Source organism: Agrobacterium leguminum (assembly GCF_015704895.1).
In the GTDB taxonomy this organism is placed as follows: Bacteria; Pseudomonadota; Alphaproteobacteria; order Rhizobiales; family Rhizobiaceae; genus Agrobacterium; species Agrobacterium leguminum.
Window position 1 is genome coordinate 139,809 of the sequence record NZ_JADQWB010000007.1, and the last position, 17,477, is coordinate 157,285.

Here is a 17,477-nt window from a genome sequence, read left to right on the forward strand (position 1 = left end):
GAAAGAGCGCGCCAAGGCGCAGATCGCAAAAATTCCGGGCCGAAATTCCGGGTGGGGAAGACAACGGAAAGTTTCTGGATGAGCAAGGCCATCACAATCATTGTCTGGTTACTTGTGTCGCTTTGCGTTCTGGCCATCGTCACGATGCCGGTCAGCCTGCAGACGCATCTGGTTGCTACGGCGATTTCGCTCATTCTGCTGGCGACGATCAAGAGCTTCAACGGGCAGGGGGCCTGGCGTCTGGTAGCGCTCGGTTTCGGCACGGCCATCGTGCTGCGCTATGTCTACTGGCGCACCACCAGCACGTTGCCGCCCGTCAACCAGCTCGAGAACTTCATTCCCGGCTTTCTGCTTTATCTGGCGGAAATGTACAGCGTCGTGATGCTGGCGCTCAGCCTCGTCATCGTGTCGATGCCGCTGCCGTCGCGCAAGACGAGACCCGGTTCACCCGATTACCGGCCGACGGTCGACGTCTTCGTGCCGAGCTATAACGAGGACGCGGAGCTTCTCGCCAATACGCTCGCAGCGGCCAAGAACATGGATTATCCGGCCGACCGGTTCACCGTCTGGCTGCTGGACGATGGCGGCTCGGTGCAGAAGCGCAACGCCAGCAATATTGTCGAGGCGCAGGCGGCGCAGCGCCGCCACGAGGAGTTGAAGAAGCTCTGCGAGGACCTCGACGTCCGTTATCTGACGCGCGAGCGCAATGTCCACGCCAAGGCTGGAAATCTCAATAACGGGCTTGCCCATTCGACCGGCGAGCTCGTGACCGTGTTCGACGCCGACCACGCGCCCGCCCGCGACTTCCTTCTGGAAACGGTTGGCTATTTCGAAGAGGACCCGCGGCTCTTTCTGGTGCAGACACCGCATTTCTTCGTCAATCCCGATCCCATCGAGCGCAATCTGCGCACCTTCGAGACGATGCCGAGCGAAAACGAGATGTTTTACGGCATCATCCAGCGCGGTCTCGACAAGTGGAACGGTGCATTCTTCTGCGGTTCCGCCGCCGTGCTGCGGCGCGAGGCGCTGCAGGATACCGAAGGTTTCAGCGGCGTCAGCATCACGGAAGATTGCGAAACGGCGCTGGCGCTGCATTCGCGCGGCTGGAACAGCATCTATGTCGACAAGCCGTTGATCGCCGGACTGCAGCCGGCCACCTTCGCAAGCTTCATCGGCCAGCGCAGCCGCTGGGCGCAGGGCATGATGCAGATCCTGATCTTCCGGCAGCCCCTTTTCCGGCGCGGTCTCTCGTTTACGCAGCGCCTCTGCTACATGTCGTCGACGCTGTTCTGGCTGTTTCCGTTCCCGCGCACCATCTTCCTGTTCGCGCCGCTGTTCTACCTGTTCTTCGACCTGCAGATTTTCGTGGCCTCGGGCGGCGAGTTTTTGGCCTATACGGCGGCCTATATGCTCGTGAACCTGATGATGCAGAACTATCTCTACGGCAGCTTCCGCTGGCCGTGGATTTCGGAACTTTACGAATATGTGCAGACGGTTCACCTCCTGCCCGCCGTCGTTTCGGTGATTTTCAATCCCGGCAAGCCCACCTTCAAGGTGACGGCGAAGGATGAATCCATTGCCGAGGCGCGGCTTTCGGAAATCAGCCGGCCGTTCTTCGTCATTTTTGCGCTGCTGCTGGTGGCGATGGCCTTTGCCGCTTGGCGCATCTACAGCGAGCCTTACAAGGCGGATGTCACGCTCGTGGTCGGCGGCTGGAACCTGCTCAATCTCATCTTCGCGGGCTGTGCGCTCGGTGTCGTTTCCGAGCGCGGCGACAAGTCGGCGTCGCGGCGCATCACGGTCAAACGGCGTTGCGAAGTCAAGCTCGAGGGTAGCGACGCCTGGGTGCCGGCTTCCATCGATAACGTGTCGGTGCATGGCCTGCTGATCAATCTCTTCGACAGCGCGACAACCATCGAAAAAGGCGCGACGGCCATCGTCAAGGTCAAGCCGCATAGCGAGGGCGTGCCGGAAACCATGCCTGTCAACGTGGTGCGAACGGTGAAGGGCGAGGGTTTCGTCTCGATCGGCTGTACCTTCTCGCCGCAGCGCGCCGTCGATCACCGCCTGATTGCGGACCTGATCTTCGCCAATTCGGAACAGTGGAGCGAATTCCAGCGGGTGCGTCGCAAGAACCCCGGCCTTATCCGTGGTACGGCCATCTTCCTGGCCATATCGCTTTTCCAGACGCAGCGCGGCCTTTATTATCTGGTCCGAACGCTTCGGCCTGCTCCCAGAGACGCCAAACCTGTCGGAGCGGTAAAATGACCGGCCGTAAACCCATCCGGGATTCTCTGGCAATGTTGATATGGGGGGCCGTCGCCACGGGTGCTGTGGCGCAGTCCTCCCCCTTCGACATGTCGCCGGAACGGCCCGCCCAGACGGCTCCGACACCCGTGCCGCCGTCCGCCGTTGCGCCTGCCGCGCCGCGTCAGCAGCCACCTGCCCAGATGCCGGCCCAGACGCCGTCTCAGCCATCCGCCCCGCCGCCATTTGCGGTTCAGCCCGCGCCGCAGCCGCAACAGCGCCCAGCCGTTCCGTTGCCGCCGCCGGTTGCGGCTCCTCCGAGTCAGGAAGGCGCAAGACCTCTTCCGGCAACAGCTCCGTCGCTCAACGCCGACAGTCGCCGCCGATACATCCTGCCCTATGAAAAGCTCAGTCTTTCCGGGGAGATGGACCGGCGGCAATGGAGCATCTATCTGACGCCGGAGCAGGTGAACGCCGCCGTTTCGCTCAATATCGGTTATCAGAACGCTATCGTGGTTGCGCCGGAAAGCTCGAATTTTCAGATCAGCCTGAACAATGTCGCGCTGGATCCGGCGCGTATCGAAGCGCCCGACAGCGAGGGCAATGTCTCCTTGAAGATACCGCCCGGCGTCTTGCAGGTCGGCTCGAATGTCGTGAGACTGGGCGTGCAGCAGCGCCACAGAACCGATTGCACGATCCAGTCCACCTACGATCTGTGGACCGATATAGACCCTGCCAATACCTATATCGGCTTTAATGCGGATGTCGCCGGAAGCTTTGCCAATATCGACGATATTCAGGCAACGGGGCCGGACGGAAAGGCGATGACGTCGATCGAGATTGTCGCACCGGCGCTCGCCAATCCGGCATTTGCGGATTCTCTCCTGCGTCTTTCACAGGCGCTGGCGCTCAGAACCCAGATGCCGAACCAGACGATCCGTTTCGTGGCCGCTCCTTCCGCTGAACGCAAGGCGGGCACGCTGACGGTCTTCGTCGGCACCGCCCGCGAGATTGCCGGAATTGCCGGAACGCTGCCACCCGAGGCTTCAGCGGGCGCTTTCGCCGGCTTTGGCACCGCCGCGCCGGGCGGTCTTTCGCCGCTTTTCGTCAGCGGCCCCACCCCGCAGGCGGTGCAGGCGGCAATTGAGACGCTGTTTTCGTCGATATCGCGCACACCCGGTGCGCAGAGAACGACTTTTTCGACCCGCAACTGGCATGCGCCGGATGTGCCGCTCGTCATGTCGGATCGCCGTATCGCGCTTTCCGAACTTGGTTTCGAAAGCACCGAATTTGGCGGCCGGCGTTTCCGCAACGAATTTTACGTCGGCATGCCAGCCGATTTTTATGCGTCCGCCTATGGTGAGGCGTCGCTTCTCCTCGATGCCGCCTATTCGTCGCAGGTATTGCCGGGCAGCCATGTCGATATCTACGTCAATGACCAGATTGCCTCGACCGTGCCGATTTCCAACAATGGCGGCGGCATTTTCCGGCATCTGCCGATCAATGTGACGATGCGTCATTTCAAGCCCGGGCCGAACAAGGTGACCATCGAGGCAGTGTTGATGACGGCGCAGGATCAGGCCTGCGCGCCGGGCGCACCCGCCAGCACGACGCCGCGTTTTGCATTGTTCGACACATCGGAACTTCATATTCCGGACTATGCGCAGATCGGCCGCAAGCCGGATCTTGCCGCGATGGCCGGGGCCGGACAGCCCTATCGGACCGGCGGAGCGCCTGTTGCCCTGTCGCTCGACCGTTTCGACACCGATACCATGTCTGCGGCAGCCACGCTTATCAGCCGGCTGGCAAGCGTGGCGGGGCATCCCATCGACATCGAGACTGTTGCTTCGCCACTGGTGATCGGCGATCGCGACGCGCTGTTCGTCGGCACGATTTCGCAATTCCCGCAGGCATTGATCGGCCAGTTCAATCTCGTTCCTTCCAGCCAGATATCCTGGAAAATGGGAACCGGCGTTCAGCCGCCCGCCCAGAGCAGCGAGACCCTTTTCAATGACTGGCGCGAGCGGGTGGACGGCGGTGTCTGGGAGGGGCAGGTGTCTTCTCTCGAGGAATGGATGAAGCGGAATTTCGACCTGAGCTCGGATACGCTGCGCTTCCTGCCGGCCGCCGAGCAGCTCTATGCGCCGCCAAGCAATGTCTCCTTCATGCTGGCTCAGGGACTTAGCCCCTCCGGCGAAGGGGTGTGGACGCTTGCCACTGCACCGACGTCCGCGGAACTTCTTGACGGCATGGCGGCGATGACGCGGGAAAACCGCTGGCGCGGTGTCACGGGACGTGTTGCCGCTTACGATGCCGCTGCCGAAAAGCTTGAAACGGTGGAGGTGGAACGGCCGTATTTTTACGTCACGCGGGCGTTTTCCCTTTCCAACTGGAGGCTGGTCGCCGCCAACTGGCTGTCTTCCAACGTTCTTTCCTATTCGCTGGCGTTCATCGGTTTCGTGTCTCTTCTCGGCCTCGCCACTTTCACGATGCTGCGTATGATGGGACGGCATCGATGAAGAACGGGATCTCGAAACTGGCCGGCATTTTCTTCCTGTCCATGATGACGGTGATTGCAGGTATTTCCGTCAGCCGCGCCGCTTCGGTTTCGCCGGAGGCGTGGTCTGCCTATAAAGGCGCGTTTCTCGATCCCGGCGGCCGTGTCATCGATACCGGCAACGGCAATATCAGCCACAGCGAAGGCCAGGGCTACGGCATGTGGCTTGCCGTGCTTGCCGACAACCTGTCCGATTTCGAGCTGATCTGGAGTTTCACGCGCACCGAGCTTTTGGTGCGTGACGACGGGCTTTCCGCCTGGAAATGGGATCCGCGCACCAGACCACATGTAACCGATATCAACAACGCCACGGATGGCGATATTCTGATCGCCTATGCGCTGGCGCTGGCGGCCGGGCAATGGAACCGGCAGGACTATGCCGAAGCATCCGCGGCCATCGCATCCGCCATTCTCAAGAAGACGGTGGTGCAACGCGGCGGGCGAACGCTGCTTCTGCCGGCGGCCAGCGGTTTCGACGAGGATGACCGGGAGGATGGGCCAGTGGTCAATCCTTCCTATCTGATTTTCGAGGCCTTTCCGGTGCTTAATCTTGTTGCGCCATCGCCGCTTTGGAAAGCGCTTGCCGATGACGGTGTGGCGCAGATCGGCACATTCGCTTTCAGCGATAGAAAACTGCCGGCCGACTGGGTATCGGTGAAGACGAAGCCGCAGCCGGCATCGGGCTTCCCGCCGGAATTCGGCTATAATGCGGTGCGCATACCGCTTTACCTCGCAAGGGCGAATATAGGCTCGCCGGAGCTGCTCGCCCGGCTGAAAGGCGGCATGACGCTGGAAAGCGGCGCTGCCGGAATCTTCGATCTGAAGAACGGAGCGGTCAAGGATGTCCTGTCCGATCCCGGTTATCGCATCATTCCGGCGCTTGCGGCCTGTATCGGCGGCGGGCCGGCCGTTTCCGCCGAACTTAAAAACTTCCAGCCAACACTTTATTATCCTTCCACATTGCATCTTCTGGCATTGTCGTTTCTGGCAAGGAATAACGGGGAATGCCGATGAACAAGCCACTGTCGACCTCGGCTCTCATTCTGCTTCTGATAGCGCTCGCTGCCTTCCACTGGCGCGACAGCATTCTCGGGCGGGTGTCGGACGTGCATACCTCCGCGGTCGGCGACAACCGGGCGGTACAGCGTGTTTTGCCGACGGCGGCCAATCCGGCGCAGATCAACGCTTTCGTCAAGAACCGTGAAATGGCGCAGGTAACGCAGCCCGCGACACCGCCGGTCACTGTGCCGGCGACCGACCCCTTGCCGGTGACGCAGGCTGGCGGGCAGACGCCGCAAACACAGACGGCGCAGGCGCCGGCCCCTCGTGCCACCCAGCCTGCATCGGCCGATATGCCCGAGGTCGATCTGAGTGCGTTGCGCTATTTCGCGGCGAGGGGCGATACGCAGCGTCTTCAGGCCGAAATCGCGCGCCTGCGCACGCTTTATCCCAACTGGACGCCGCCTGCCGATCCTCTTGCCATTCCCGAAAACGGCGATCCGCGGCTTGATGCCATGTGGCAGCTTTATACCGATGGCCGTTATGCCGAAGTGAGGAAGGCGATTGCCGACCGCCAGCAGGCGGAGCCCGGCTGGCAGCCGCCCGACAATCTGACGGGCATGCTTTCCCTTGCCGAAGCGCGCCAGCGGCTCGTCAATGCTTCCGATCTCAAGCAATATGCGACAGTGGTGGATACGGCCGCCAATAATCCCGGCCTGCTGACCTGCGGCGAGGTCGATGTGCTGTGGCGGGTTGCCGATGCTTTCGCCAATACCGACCGGATGGGACGGGCGCGCGACGCCTATCTCTACATCCTCAACAATTGCACGGTCGCCAGCGACAGGCTCGCCACCGTGCAGAAGGCATCCGCGCTTTTGCCGGCGGAAATGATGGACGAACTGCTGGCCAAGGAAAAACCCGGCGCGGACGGCCAGCTGGAATTCGAGCCGGTCAAGAACGATCTTGCCCGTCAGTTCGTGGCCAGGGCAGGGGAGAAGGAGGGCGTCGCCGTTCCCTCGGCCTATGTGATGCGGCTTCAGCGGCTTGCCGAGACCGACAAGCTTGCAAGCGACGCTCTGCTGCTCGGCTGGTACAATATCCGGCAGAAGAACATGGCGGAGGCGGAGAAGTGGTTCCGCAAGGCGCGGGAAGAGGAAGACAGCGCATCGGCCTCGCAGGGGCTGGCGCTGGCGCTGATCGACCGTAACGAGCCGCGTGAGGCCGAGGACGTCATGTATAAATGGCGCAAGGCATCCGACGATGCGCTTGCGACCTATCTCGCCGCGACGGCCAATCTTCTCGCGCTGGAGCCGCCGGTCGTTCTGCCGCCGGAGGTGCTGCAACGTATCGCCGCCGAAACGGTGGCGCGCAAGGATGCGGCGACGGCGCAGCAATTCGGCTGGTATTCGCTTGCGTTCCGGCAGACGCCGCTTGCTTTGCAATGGTTCAGCACGGCCCTTGGCTGGAAACCCGATGATGAGCCATCGGCTTACGGCATGGCGGTCAGCTATCACGATCTTCGCAATCTCGCCGGTCTGCGTGGCATCCAGCAGCAATGGGGAGGCCGTTCGCAACGTATCGCCGATGTCGGAACGGCGCGCATGGTGGACCAGTCCGGGCAGGCGGTTGCTCCCATAACAGCGCCGCCGGTTGTCGCACAGGTGACGGCTTCGCCCGTGCAGACCAATGTACCGCAGGGCGAGACGGCGGTGGTCTATAACCCGCCTGTCGTTCAGCAGCTTGAACCTTCGCGCAAGCAGGCGCGCCGCCCCGTGCAGGTGCAAAGGGAAACCAGCGCCGCATCGCGCCCGCGTTTCTGCGCGGCCTATCCCGATCCGCAACGTCTGCCGCCACAGCAGGCGCTCGATCTCGGCTGGTGCCTGATGGAGACGAACCGGCCGGCGGAGGCTCTCAAAGCTTTCGAATCCGCGATTGAAAGCGGTCAGTCCAATGTCAAAAGCGACGCAGCCTATGGCCAGAGCCTTGCCTATCTGCGAATGGGCTTGACGGACCATGCAGCCGTCTCGGCGACGAAATCGCGTATGGATCGCCCACGCGCGACTGAGTTGCAGGTCTCGATCCTTGCCGATCGAGCGGTCTCCGCATTCGGGTCAAAGCGATATGCCGAAACGCTTCTCCTGCTCGACCAGCGGGCGCGGCTGGCGGATGAGCGCACGGACCTGATGGTGCTGCGCGGTTATTCCTACCTCGCCATGCGCCGTTATGGTGAGGCCGCCCAGATTTTCGAAAGCCTGACGGCTATCGGAAACAAGGATGGCATCCGGGGGCTGGCTGCGGTGCGTGCCGCCCGGCCGAGCAACGGTCCCCAGGGCGGCTGATGGGTGGCTGGATATAGCCGCGGCCGCTGCTATCCCGCGTCGGTGAGGTTGCGGATGATGCGCATGAAGATGCGCGCGCCGGTGCCGATCAACGCATCCGGAAAGTCGTAATCCGGATTGTGCAGGTTGGGATAGTCCCGGCCTGCGCCGAGAAAGAACATCGCCGATGACGAAACGGCGCGAAAGCGGCCGAAATCCTCGGAAGCCCGCATGGGCAGACCCTCCGAACCGTGGGAGATTTTCTCCTCGTCCAGCGCACGCCGGATATGCCCGACCGCGTCAGGCGCATTTTCGCAATGCAGGAAAATATCGTCATAGGTGATGTCGAGCGTCAGCTTCTGTTCGTCCGCCACCTTCTTAGCCAGCGTTTCCGCAGCCTCGCAGAGTTTTTCCATCCGGTCGTCGGTCAGTGTCCGGAGTGTTGCCCAGATTTCAGCATCGGCCGGGGAAATTCCGAAGGCGGCTTCGCCCATCACGGCATGGGTGATCGTCACCATCGAAAAATCGGGTTCGGGCGGGAAACCGGAGCCCAGTTCGGCCAAGGCCGGCATCAGCCGGGATATTGCCCGCATCGGCGAAATGCCATGTTCGGGCGAAGACGCATGCGCCGTCTTGCCGGAAAGGTGGATCTTGACCCCGCGCGACGCGCAGTTGACCGGTCCCTCCACGACGCTGACATGGCCGAAAGGCAGGCCGGGCAGATTATGGAGCGAAAAGGAATAATCCGGCTTTATCTGCCCAAAGCGCGGGTCGGCGAGAACGGCGGCGGCGCCCGCGCCGGTTTCTTCCGCCGGCTGGTACAGAAGGATGACGCGGCCTGTCGCAGGCCGCTGCCGTGAAAGGCCGAGCGCCAGCGCCGTCAGAATGGTGGAGTGGCCATCATGACCGCAAAGATGGCCCTTGCCGTCGGTGCCGGAGCGGTATTCGGCGTCACTCTTTTCGTGAATGGGCAGGGCATCGAGTTCCGAACGGATCAGGATCGCCGGGCCGCTTTTGCCGCTGTCATAGACCGCAGCCACGCCATGGCCGCCGAGATCGGCGAAAAGCTGATCGGGCTGCGCCTGCTCGAGGAAAGCGCGGATGCGCCGCGCCGTTTCCTTCTCCTCGCCGGAAATTTCCGGATGACGGTGCAGATCATGGCGAAGCTCAATGAGATCGAGCATGTCCTTGTTGGTCAGAAACATCAAAAATCCTTGCAAGTCGTCCGGCCGGTTTTTCCCGCCGCAACTTACAGGGCGTTGCCTTTAATGCAAAACCTTTGGCGGGTGCCAGCGTTTGCCCGCCGCTTTCGGCTTGATGGCGAGCGTGACGACATCGGCTGGCAGCGGAACCTTGGCTTTTGCCACTTCCAGCCGGGCAAGGGCTGCACGGGCCTTTTCCGCATATTCCAGATGCGCCGCATCGTCCGAATGGTAGTGCTGCAGCCTGTCGAGGATTTCCGCACCTTCCATCGTTCTTTCGGCGGCAATCAGCGCTACGGCACATTTGTAAAGCGCTTCCCGGTGGAAGGGCGCGCGATTGGTCACCTGACGGAAGGCCTCGGACGCCTCATGGTAATGCTGCTGCGCCAGTCGGGCCTCGCCGATACGCAGCCACAGGACGACGGGTTCCTGCCCGGCGGCCAGAAGGCTTAGAAAGGCGATTTCGGCCTCCCGGAATTCGCCCCGGTCGAACAACAGATTGGCGAGCCCGAATTGCGCGCCGAGATGGTCCGGTGCCGCAGTCAGGACCTGCGCGAAGGCAATATTGGCGGCCGCCTTCTGCCCGGTCTTATAGAGTTTGAGGGCCTGTTCGTAGACAAAACGGATGCTGCGCGGGTGAAGCGTGCCGCCGAGATTGTCGCCCGAGCGGGTGCGGAACAGCGTGCAGCTCAGCTTCTGCTCCTCCGGCCCGAAGAAATATTTGTAAGGTTCGTTGCCGCGCAGGAAATCATAGGTTTTGAAACCCTGCTCGATTGCCCTGCGAATGCAATGGCCATGCAGCACGAGGCCGGGGGAAGGGGTCTTCCAGTTCTCGTCGCGGCCGGTAATGTAGAACAGGACCGATTTCTTCTGGCGGTCGATGATATTGGCGAGCGCGCCTAGCGGCTGGTCGCCGAACCAGAGTACCGGCACTTCCAGATCGCCACGGATATAGACATCCATCAGCATCTGCCGTGTCGCGCCGATCAGGAGTTCCGTGCGTTCCTTGCCCTTGTGCGGCGCCCAGCGGATGCGCCAGAAATCGAACAGGATGTCCATGTCCCGCTTGATTGTTTCCCTCGTTGCAAAGGTGATGCGATATTCGTCGCCGCCCTCCACTTTTCTCAGGAAACGCCTGAGCTTCTGCCGGGTCTGACTGCTCATATGGCTGTCGAGATAGCCGTCGAACGTCTCCGGCAGGGCCACCACCGGGCAGATGCAATTGTTGATGTTGTAGGGGTTGGTCGGCATGTTGTCGCGAAACATGACGAGCGGACCCTGAAGTGCGCGGATCATCGCCTCGCGGCGTTCCGGCGGGCCGGAAAGATAATCGAGCTTCAGCTCGGTCCAGTTCTGCTGGCGGATATAGGAACAGAAACCGGCGACTGCGTGATTTTCATAGTCCGGCAGGGTGATGAAACCGGTGTAATCCGCCGCCGCATTGCCGGCCATGACGATGCTGTCGTGGAAGCGTCCGGTTTTCTTGTCCGGTTCGGTAACGATGCGCAGCGGGAAAAACGCCACATAGGGCGAGCCTTCCGCCCGTTCGCGCAGCGCAAGAATGAACCAGCGCCTGCGGCGCGGCATATAGTCCCTCAGCCACCCCCAGGAGAGGAAATGCCGGGCATGGGGATCGGCCATGAACACCGCATCCCAGTTTTCGCGGATCGCCTCGAAGCCGGCGTCCGTGTCGATGATATCGATACGCATTCGTCCCCCTCCCAATACTGATCACACATTCGGGAGGCTTCATTTTATGGGTAAACGGTCGGCTTCAAATATTCCCTTCGGGTGAAAGCCATGCATCAAATGGGATTAACCCGTCGCCGATCCGCCATCGCTGCGCCGCGACAAAAAAGACCTTGTCAGCCGGTGGCAGCGCTCTAACATGCGGGGCTGAATGCGCGGCCGGCTCAACGGTCCGCATGGCACAGGAGTTCTCATATGGCTGTTCCTTATATGCTTCTGACCGGCGCAAGCCGCGGAATAGGGCACGCCACCGTCAAGCTGTTTCAGGAAAAGGGCTGGAGAATTCTCACCGTATCGCGGCAACCTTTCTCCGAGGAATGCCGTTGGCCGTCGGCGCGGGAGAGCCATATTCAGGCCGATCTGGAGGACCTGTCCCGCATCGACGATCTGGCGGACGAGGTGCGTTCACGCCTGCCGGAGGGAAAGCTTGCGGCGCTTGTCAACAATGCCGGAATTTCGCCGAAGGGCGAGGGCGGAAGCCGTCTCGGTGTCATGGATACGACGGCGGAAATCTGGACGCGGGTGCTGAACGTCAATCTCGTTTCGACGGCGCTGCTTGCCCGCACGCTTTTGCCGGAACTGGAAGCGGCAAAAGGCTCCATCGTCAACGTCACATCGATTGTCGGCTCACGGGTGCATCCTTTTGCCGGCGTGGCCTATGCCACCTCGAAGGCGGCGCTCGCGGCGCTGACGCGCGAACTGGCGCATGAGTTCGGCCCGCGCGGCGTGCGCGCCAATGCGATTGCGCCGGGCGAGATCAACACCGCCATCCTCTCCCCCGGAACGGCGGAGCTGGTGGAAGCCCAGGTGCCGCTCGGGCGGCTCGGCACCACGGCCGAGGTGGCGCAGACCATCTATTTCCTGTGCTCGGAACAGTCGAGCTACATCAACGGCGCGGAAATTCACATCAATGGCGGCCAGCACGTCTGACACGCCGAGCATCAACCGAAAATGGAGCCTTCATCGATGACCATCCTGCCGAATTCCGTCGAGGCACGCGATATCGCCTATCAGATGCATCCGAACGTCAATCTGCGCAAATTCGAAAAGACCGGCGGTCTGGTGATCGAGAGCGGCGAGGGCATCTATGTCACCGACAGCAGCGGCAAGCGCTATATCGAGGCGATGGCGGGGCTGTGGTCCGTGGCGCTCGGCTTCGGTGAACAGCGGCTGGTGGAAGCGGCGACGAAGCAGATGCAGAAGCTGCCCTATTACCACACCTTTTCCTACAAAACGCACGGCCCGTCGGTCGATCTCGCCGAGCTGCTGATCGAGCTTTCACCGGTGCCGATGTCCAAGGTGCATTTCACCTCCTCCGGCTCCGAGGCCAACGATCTGGTCGCCAAGATGGTCTGGTATCGCTCCAATGCGCTGGGCAGACGAGACAAGAAGAAGATCATCGGCCGCATCAAGGGGTATCATGGTGTGACGATTGCCTCGGCCTCGATCACCGGCCTGCCGCGTAACCATGAAAGCTTCGACCTGCCGCTGGACCGCATGTTGCATACGGCCTGCCCCTCCTATGTGCATTTTGGAAAGGAAGGGGAAAGCGAGACGGATTTCACCGTGCGTATCCTGAAGGAGCTGGAAGATCTGATCCTGCGCGAAGGCCCGGAAACCATCGCCGCTTTCTGGGGCGAGCCGGTAATGGGCGCCGGCGGCGTTCTTTTGCCGCCGGAAGGTTATTGGGAAGGCGTACAGGCGATCCTGAAGAAATACGATATTCTGCTTGTGGTGGATGAGGTGATCTGCGGTTTCGGCCGAACCGGCAAGATGTTCGCCTGCGAGACCTACGGCATCAAGCCGGATGTGCTTGTCGTCTCCAAGCAGATTTCGTCGTCCTATATGCCGCTTTCGGCAATCATCATGAATGACAATTTCTACCAGCCGATTGCCGATGAATCTGACCGTATCGGCTCCTTCGGCCATGGGTACACCGCCTCCGGCCATCCCGTCGCAACAGCTGTGGGGCTGGAAAACCTGAAGATCATTCAGGAGCGCGATCTGGTCGGCAATGTCGCCCGGCTGGAAGGCAAGTTTCTCGATCATCTTAAGGCGCTCGCCGATCACCCGCTCATTCATTCCTCGCGCGGTATCGGCCTGATCGGCGCGCTGGAGGTGAAGCCATGGGAGGGCATGAAGCCGGGCGATACCACGCTCGCCCTTGCCGCGGCCATTGAGGAGGAGGGTGTCATCACCCGTCCTATCGGTGAATCCATTTGCTTCTGCCCGCCGCTCATCATTACGGCCGAACAGCTGGACGAGCTGTTTGCCGGTGTGAAGCGCGGTCTCGACAAGGTTGCGGCTGCCCGAGGCTGACGACTCCAGCGATTGTGCCGGCCGGTTTATCCGGCCGGCCTATCCCCGATAGGCCACAAGCACCGCGCCGCAGGCGATCAGCACCACGCCGAGCCAGTTGGGCAAAGACAGCCTTTCCCCCAGAAACAGCACCGCAAAGACGGCGACAAACACGACGCTCAGCTTGTCGATGGGCGCGACGCGGGCGGCGTCGCCGAGTTTCAGCGCCCGGAAATAACATATCCACGATGCGCCGGTGGCCAGACCGGAGAGCACGAGGAACACCCAGGTTTTACCCGAGACGGTGGAAGGCTGCTGCCAGTTGCCGGTGATGTAAACCATCAGGCCGGCGGCGGCGAGAATGACGACGGTGCGGATGAGAGTGGCGAAATCGGAATTGATATTTTCGACGCCGATCTTCGCAAAGATGGCGGTCAAAGCTGCAAAGGCCGCCGATAGCAGCGCCCAGAATTGCCAGGCCAGAAACAGGTTCTTCATGCCGCCACTCCGCTTATCGCATTTGTTCCGCTTCGGCTCTACCGCATCTTCCGGCCGATAAAAACCCCGTTTGGTGGGCGCGAGCCTGAACGATGAAAGCCCGGCGCATCCAGTCGATGCGCCGGGCGTTCCATATGTGCCTGCCCGGAGAAACCGGAACAGGCCGGACCTTGGGAGGTCTTATTATTCGGCGGGCTGCACCGAAACCGGAAGCTGATCCACATCGGCGATGCCGGTGAACTCTTCCTGGCCGCTCAGCACGCGGGCAAGCTGATCCTGATCCAGTTCGCCCTCCCAGCGGGCGACGACGATGGTGGCAACCGCATTGCCGACGAAGTTGGTGAGGGCGCGGCATTCCGACATGAAACGGTCGATGCCGAGGATCAGCGCCATGCCGGCGACGGGAACCGAAGGCACAACAGAGAGGGTTGCCGCGAGCGTGATGAAGCCCGCGCCGGTGATGCCGGCGGCACCCTTGGAGGAGAGCATGGCCACGAGCAGCAGCAGAATCTGTTCGCCGAAGGAGAGGTGGATACCGGTCGCCTGCGCGATGAAGAGGGCCGCCAGCGTCATGTAGATGTTGGTGCCGTCAAGATTGAAGGAATAGCCCGTGGGGATGACGAGACCGACGACGGAGCGCTTGCAGCCCGCCTTTTCCATCTTGCTCATAAGGCCCGGCAGGGCGGCTTCGGAAGACGACGTGCCGAGAACCAGAAGCAGTTCTTCCTTGATATAGCGGATAAGCGCGACGATGGAGAAGCCGTTATAACGGCATACCGCACCGAGAACCACGAACACGAACAGGAAGGACGTGACGTAGAAGGTGCCGATCAGCATCGCAAGGTTGGTGACGGACGAGATGCCATATTTGCCGATGGTGAAGGCCATGGCGCCGAAAGCGCCGATGGGGGCGGCCTTCATCAGGATCGCGACCAGCTTGAAGATCGGATACATCAGGGCGTGCATGAAATCGGTGACGGGCTTGCCCTTTTCGCCGACGATGCCAAGCGCGATACCGAACAGAACCGAGAAGAACAGCACCTGCAGGATATCGCCGCTGGCGAAAGCACCGACGATGGTGGTCGGGATGATGTTCATCAGGAAGCCGGTGATGGTCTGCTCATGGGCCTTGTCGGCGTAGGTCGCGACTGCCTTGGCATCCAGCGTGGCGGGATCGATGTTCATGCCGGCGCCCGGCTGCACGGTGTTGGCGACGATGAGGCCAACGATGAGCGCGAGCGTGGAGAATACGAGGAAGTAGATCATGGCCTTGCCGGCCACGCGGCCCACCTTCTTCATGTCGTTCATGCCGGCGATGCCGGTTGCGACGGTGAGGAAGATGACGGGAGCGATGATCATCTTGACGAGACGGATGAAGCCGTCGCCGAGCGGCTTCAGCTGTTCGCCGAAGGCCGGATAGAAATGGCCGAGCGCGATACCGGCGATGATGGCTACCAGAACCTGGAAATACAGGTGCTTGTAGAATGGCTGCTTGGCGTGGCCTGCGGCCACGGCTGTAGTATCGATCATGTTTTTTCCTCCTCGGCCTCACCCTGCCTTTATTGGCCTCCCGGGATCGCCGTGACGTTGACGGCTTCGCGCCGATTGCGGAGTCATGTGCAATACGCATGCCAGACTTGCTTATTTGGTGTAACTGGCTGATTTCAAAAGTAGTTTTTATTGGCGCTTGATCAGCCCATATGTATTTGTGCGGAATTCCGGACAAAATCTCTTGCGGTCTGTGCGTAAATCCGCACAATTGTCGCATGACCTATCAGGATCAGGCATCTCATTCCCATGCGAAGCGGCGGGCGCAATGGCTGGCGCTGGCGGGCCTGTGGCTGCTCGCCAGTCTTGGCGTTCTGCTGGTGGCCGATGAGTTCGCCCGCAATCAGGCGCTGCGCATGGCCGGGTCCGAGGCCGCCACGGATGCCGAACTGAAGATCGCGCTCCTGAATGTCGCGCTGGAGCGGCCGCGCGCCATTCCGCTTGTCCTCTCCGGAGATCCCGATCTTGCTGCTGCGCTGGATGGCGGCGGTGCTCCTGCCCTCGACCGGTTGAACCGCAAGCTGGAGGGGCTGATTGAAGGCACACAATCCTCGGTGATTTATGTGACCGGGCCGACCGGATTGACCATCGCGTCGAGCAACTGGCGGCAGGACGACAGCTTTGTCGGCTCCAACTATGCTTTCCGCGAATATTTCCAGGCGGCGATGAAGACCGGCATGTCCGAGCATTATGCTCTCGGCAATGTCAGCCGTCGGCCGGGTCTTTATATCTCCCGCCGCATAGACGCCGCCGATGGGCGGCCGCTTGGCGTCGTCATTGCTAAGGTCGAGTTCAACCGGCTGGAGACAGACTGGAACATTGGCGGCAAGCCGGTCTATGTGGTCGACAGAAACGGCGTCGTGCTGATGACCAGCGTGCCGGAGTGGCGCTTCAAGACCGTTGCACCGATCGATAAGGCGCGGCGGAAAATCATTTCCGAGAGCCTGCAATTCGGCAATGAGGCGCTTTCAACGCTGCCGTTTCGGGCGGCGCGGCGCGCGAGCGAGGGTGTTCCGCTCATTCATGTCGATGAGCCGGGGAGGGAACGCGGCGACTATCTGCAGCTGGAAGTGCCGGTGCCGACCACTTCATGGACGCTGCATTATCTGCAACCGGTCGCGCCGGCGCTGAATGCCGCCATCCGCGAGGGCAGAGTGGTGGCGCTGGCGACGCTGATGCCGCTGATGGCGCTTTCGGCCCTGTGGCTCTGGCGCAGGCACAAGGCGCTCAAGGAAAAGGAAGAGGAGCAGCGCGCCCGCGCCGAGCTGGAAATGAAGGTGCAGGAGCGGACCCGCGACCTGACGAAGACCCGCGATCATCTACAGGCCGAAATCGCCCTGCATGAAAAGACCTCGGGCGAATTGCGCAATGTGCAGCACGAACTGGTGCAGGCCAACCGCCTTTCCATTCTGGGGCAGGTGGCGGCGGGCGTGGCGCACGAGATCAATCAGCCGGTCGCGACCATCCGCGCCTTTGCCGACAATGCCCGCACCCTGCTGAAACGCGACCGCATGTCCGAGGCCACCGAAAATCTCGAAAACATCGCGGCACTGACCGAGCGTATCGGCACGATTACCGGCGACCTGAAGATATTGGCGCGCAAGGGCCGCACCGCCGCCGAGCCTGTCAGTGTTCGACTGGTTATCGAAGGTGCGGTCATGCTGTTGCGCAGCCGCTTCTCCGGGCAGATGGATGCGCTGGATATCGTGTTGCCGGATCAGGACCTGAAAGTGCTCGGCAGCCGTATCCGGCTGGAGCAAATCCTCATCAACCTTCTGCAAAACGCGCTGGAAGCCACGGAAGAGACTGGGGCAGCCCGTGTCGAAGTTCGGGTGCGCGAGGAAGGCGACATGGTCGTGCTTTCCGTCAGCGATAATGGCACGGGCATTCCCGAAGCCATCCGCGCCCAGCTTTTTTCGCCCTTCAATACCTCTAAGGAAAGCGGCCTCGGCCTCGGTCTCGTCATCTCTAACGATATTGCTTCGGACTATGGCGGGCGTATCGAGGTGGCGAGCAGCAAGGCGGGCACATGTTTTTCCGTATTTCTGAAGCGAGCATAAC

Annotated in this window: 11 protein-coding genes; 7 read left to right on the forward strand and 4 right to left on the reverse strand. The window is 61.3% G+C overall.

The genetic code is table 11. The features are described 5' to 3' along the window. Nucleotides 1–78 precede the first annotated feature (78 nt). From bcsA to I3J13_RS12945, 4 genes are read left to right on the forward strand one after another with little or no spacing between them, the layout of a single operon-like run. Nucleotides 79–2,268 carry a UDP-forming cellulose synthase catalytic subunit gene (gene bcsA / locus I3J13_RS12930; protein ID WP_065655596.1) on the forward strand — a complete coding sequence of 730 codons (2,190 nt, stop codon included), beginning with the start codon at nt 79–81 and terminating at the stop codon, nt 2,266–2,268. Beyond that, a complete protein-coding gene (locus I3J13_RS12935; protein WP_196379041.1) occupies nt 2,265–4,766 on the forward strand; it encodes a cellulose biosynthesis cyclic di-GMP-binding regulatory protein BcsB in 2,502 nt (833 codons plus the stop codon). Before bcsA ends, I3J13_RS12935 begins: the two co-directional genes overlap by 4 nt. Beyond that, nucleotides 4,763–5,818, forward strand: coding sequence for a family 8 glycosyl hydrolase (locus tag I3J13_RS12940; RefSeq protein ID WP_196379042.1), 1,056 nt, complete (start codon nt 4,763–4,765; stop codon nt 5,816–5,818). The genes I3J13_RS12935 and I3J13_RS12940 overlap by 4 nt, the downstream gene beginning before the upstream one ends. Continuing rightward, nucleotides 5,809–8,142: a cellulose synthase gene (locus tag I3J13_RS12945; RefSeq protein ID WP_196379043.1), complete on the forward strand. Its 2,334-nt coding sequence runs from the start codon at nt 5,809–5,811 to the stop codon at nt 8,140–8,142. Before I3J13_RS12940 ends, I3J13_RS12945 begins: the two co-directional genes overlap by 10 nt. A gap of 29 nt (nt 8,143–8,171) precedes the next feature. Here the strand turns inward: I3J13_RS12945 and I3J13_RS12950 are convergent, their stop codons facing one another. Both I3J13_RS12950 and I3J13_RS12955 read right to left on the reverse strand, forming a co-directional pair. After that, the gene (locus I3J13_RS12950; RefSeq protein ID WP_196379044.1) at nt 8,172–9,326 is read right to left on the reverse strand and encodes an amidohydrolase; all 1,155 of its coding nucleotides are present in this window, start codon (nt 9,324–9,326) and stop codon (nt 8,172–8,174) included. Between the two features lie 60 nt (nt 9,327–9,386). Beyond that, nucleotides 9,387–11,033 carry a GNAT family N-acetyltransferase gene (locus I3J13_RS12955; RefSeq protein ID WP_196379045.1) on the reverse strand — a complete coding sequence of 549 codons (1,647 nt, stop codon included), beginning with the start codon at nt 11,031–11,033 and terminating at the stop codon, nt 9,387–9,389. A 234-nt stretch (nt 11,034–11,267) separates the two neighbouring features. On the opposite strand from I3J13_RS12955, the gene I3J13_RS12960 reads away from it, so the two are divergent. Beyond that, entirely contained in the window at nt 11,268–12,002 is a 735-nt protein-coding gene (locus tag I3J13_RS12960) for an SDR family NAD(P)-dependent oxidoreductase (protein ID WP_003524050.1), read from the forward strand. Between the two features lie 36 nt (nt 12,003–12,038). Continuing rightward, complete coding sequence (locus I3J13_RS12965) at nt 12,039–13,391, forward strand: aspartate aminotransferase family protein (RefSeq protein WP_196379046.1); 1,353 nt, start codon at nt 12,039–12,041, stop codon at nt 13,389–13,391. Between the two features lie 39 nt (nt 13,392–13,430). Here I3J13_RS12965 and I3J13_RS12970 read toward each other — a convergent pair whose 3' ends face one another. After that, a complete protein-coding gene (locus I3J13_RS12970; protein WP_196379047.1) occupies nt 13,431–13,868 on the reverse strand; it encodes an EamA family transporter in 438 nt (145 codons plus the stop codon). A gap of 183 nt (nt 13,869–14,051) precedes the next feature. Next, nucleotides 14,052–15,398, reverse strand: coding sequence for a dicarboxylate/amino acid:cation symporter (locus I3J13_RS12975; RefSeq protein WP_196379048.1), 1,347 nt, complete (start codon nt 15,396–15,398; stop codon nt 14,052–14,054). 236 nt (nt 15,399–15,634) lie between these two features. Between I3J13_RS12975 and I3J13_RS12980 the strand changes: the two genes are divergently transcribed. Beyond that, entirely contained in the window at nt 15,635–17,476 is a 1,842-nt protein-coding gene (locus I3J13_RS12980) for a sensor histidine kinase (protein WP_196379049.1), read from the forward strand. Nucleotide 17,477 lies beyond the last annotated feature (1 nt).

Bases quoted from the DNA above. Each gene is read 5' to 3' on its own strand.
- I3J13_RS12940 (WP_196379042.1), top strand. From the start codon at position 4,763: ATGAAGAACGGGATCTCGAAACTGGCCGGCATTTTCTTCCTGTCCATG.
- I3J13_RS12965 (WP_196379046.1), top strand. From the start codon at position 12,039: ATGACCATCCTGCCGAATTCCGTCGAGGCACGCGATATCGCCTATCAG.
- I3J13_RS12950 (WP_196379044.1), bottom strand. From the start codon at position 9,326: ATGTTTCTGACCAACAAGGACATGCTCGATCTCATTGAGCTTCGCCAT.
- I3J13_RS12945 (WP_196379043.1), top strand. From the start codon at position 5,809: ATGCCGATGAACAAGCCACTGTCGACCTCGGCTCTCATTCTGCTTCTG.
- I3J13_RS12980 (WP_196379049.1), top strand. From the start codon at position 15,635: ATGACCTATCAGGATCAGGCATCTCATTCCCATGCGAAGCGGCGGGCG.
- bcsA (WP_065655596.1), top strand. From the start codon at position 79: ATGAGCAAGGCCATCACAATCATTGTCTGGTTACTTGTGTCGCTTTGC.
- I3J13_RS12970 (WP_196379047.1), bottom strand. From the start codon at position 13,868: ATGAAGAACCTGTTTCTGGCCTGGCAATTCTGGGCGCTGCTATCGGCG.
- I3J13_RS12955 (WP_196379045.1), bottom strand. From the start codon at position 11,033: ATGCGTATCGATATCATCGACACGGACGCCGGCTTCGAGGCGATCCGC.
- I3J13_RS12935 (WP_196379041.1), top strand. From the start codon at position 2,265: ATGACCGGCCGTAAACCCATCCGGGATTCTCTGGCAATGTTGATATGG.
- I3J13_RS12975 (WP_196379048.1), bottom strand. From the start codon at position 15,398: ATGATCGATACTACAGCCGTGGCCGCAGGCCACGCCAAGCAGCCATTC.
- I3J13_RS12960 (WP_003524050.1), top strand. From the start codon at position 11,268: ATGGCTGTTCCTTATATGCTTCTGACCGGCGCAAGCCGCGGAATAGGG.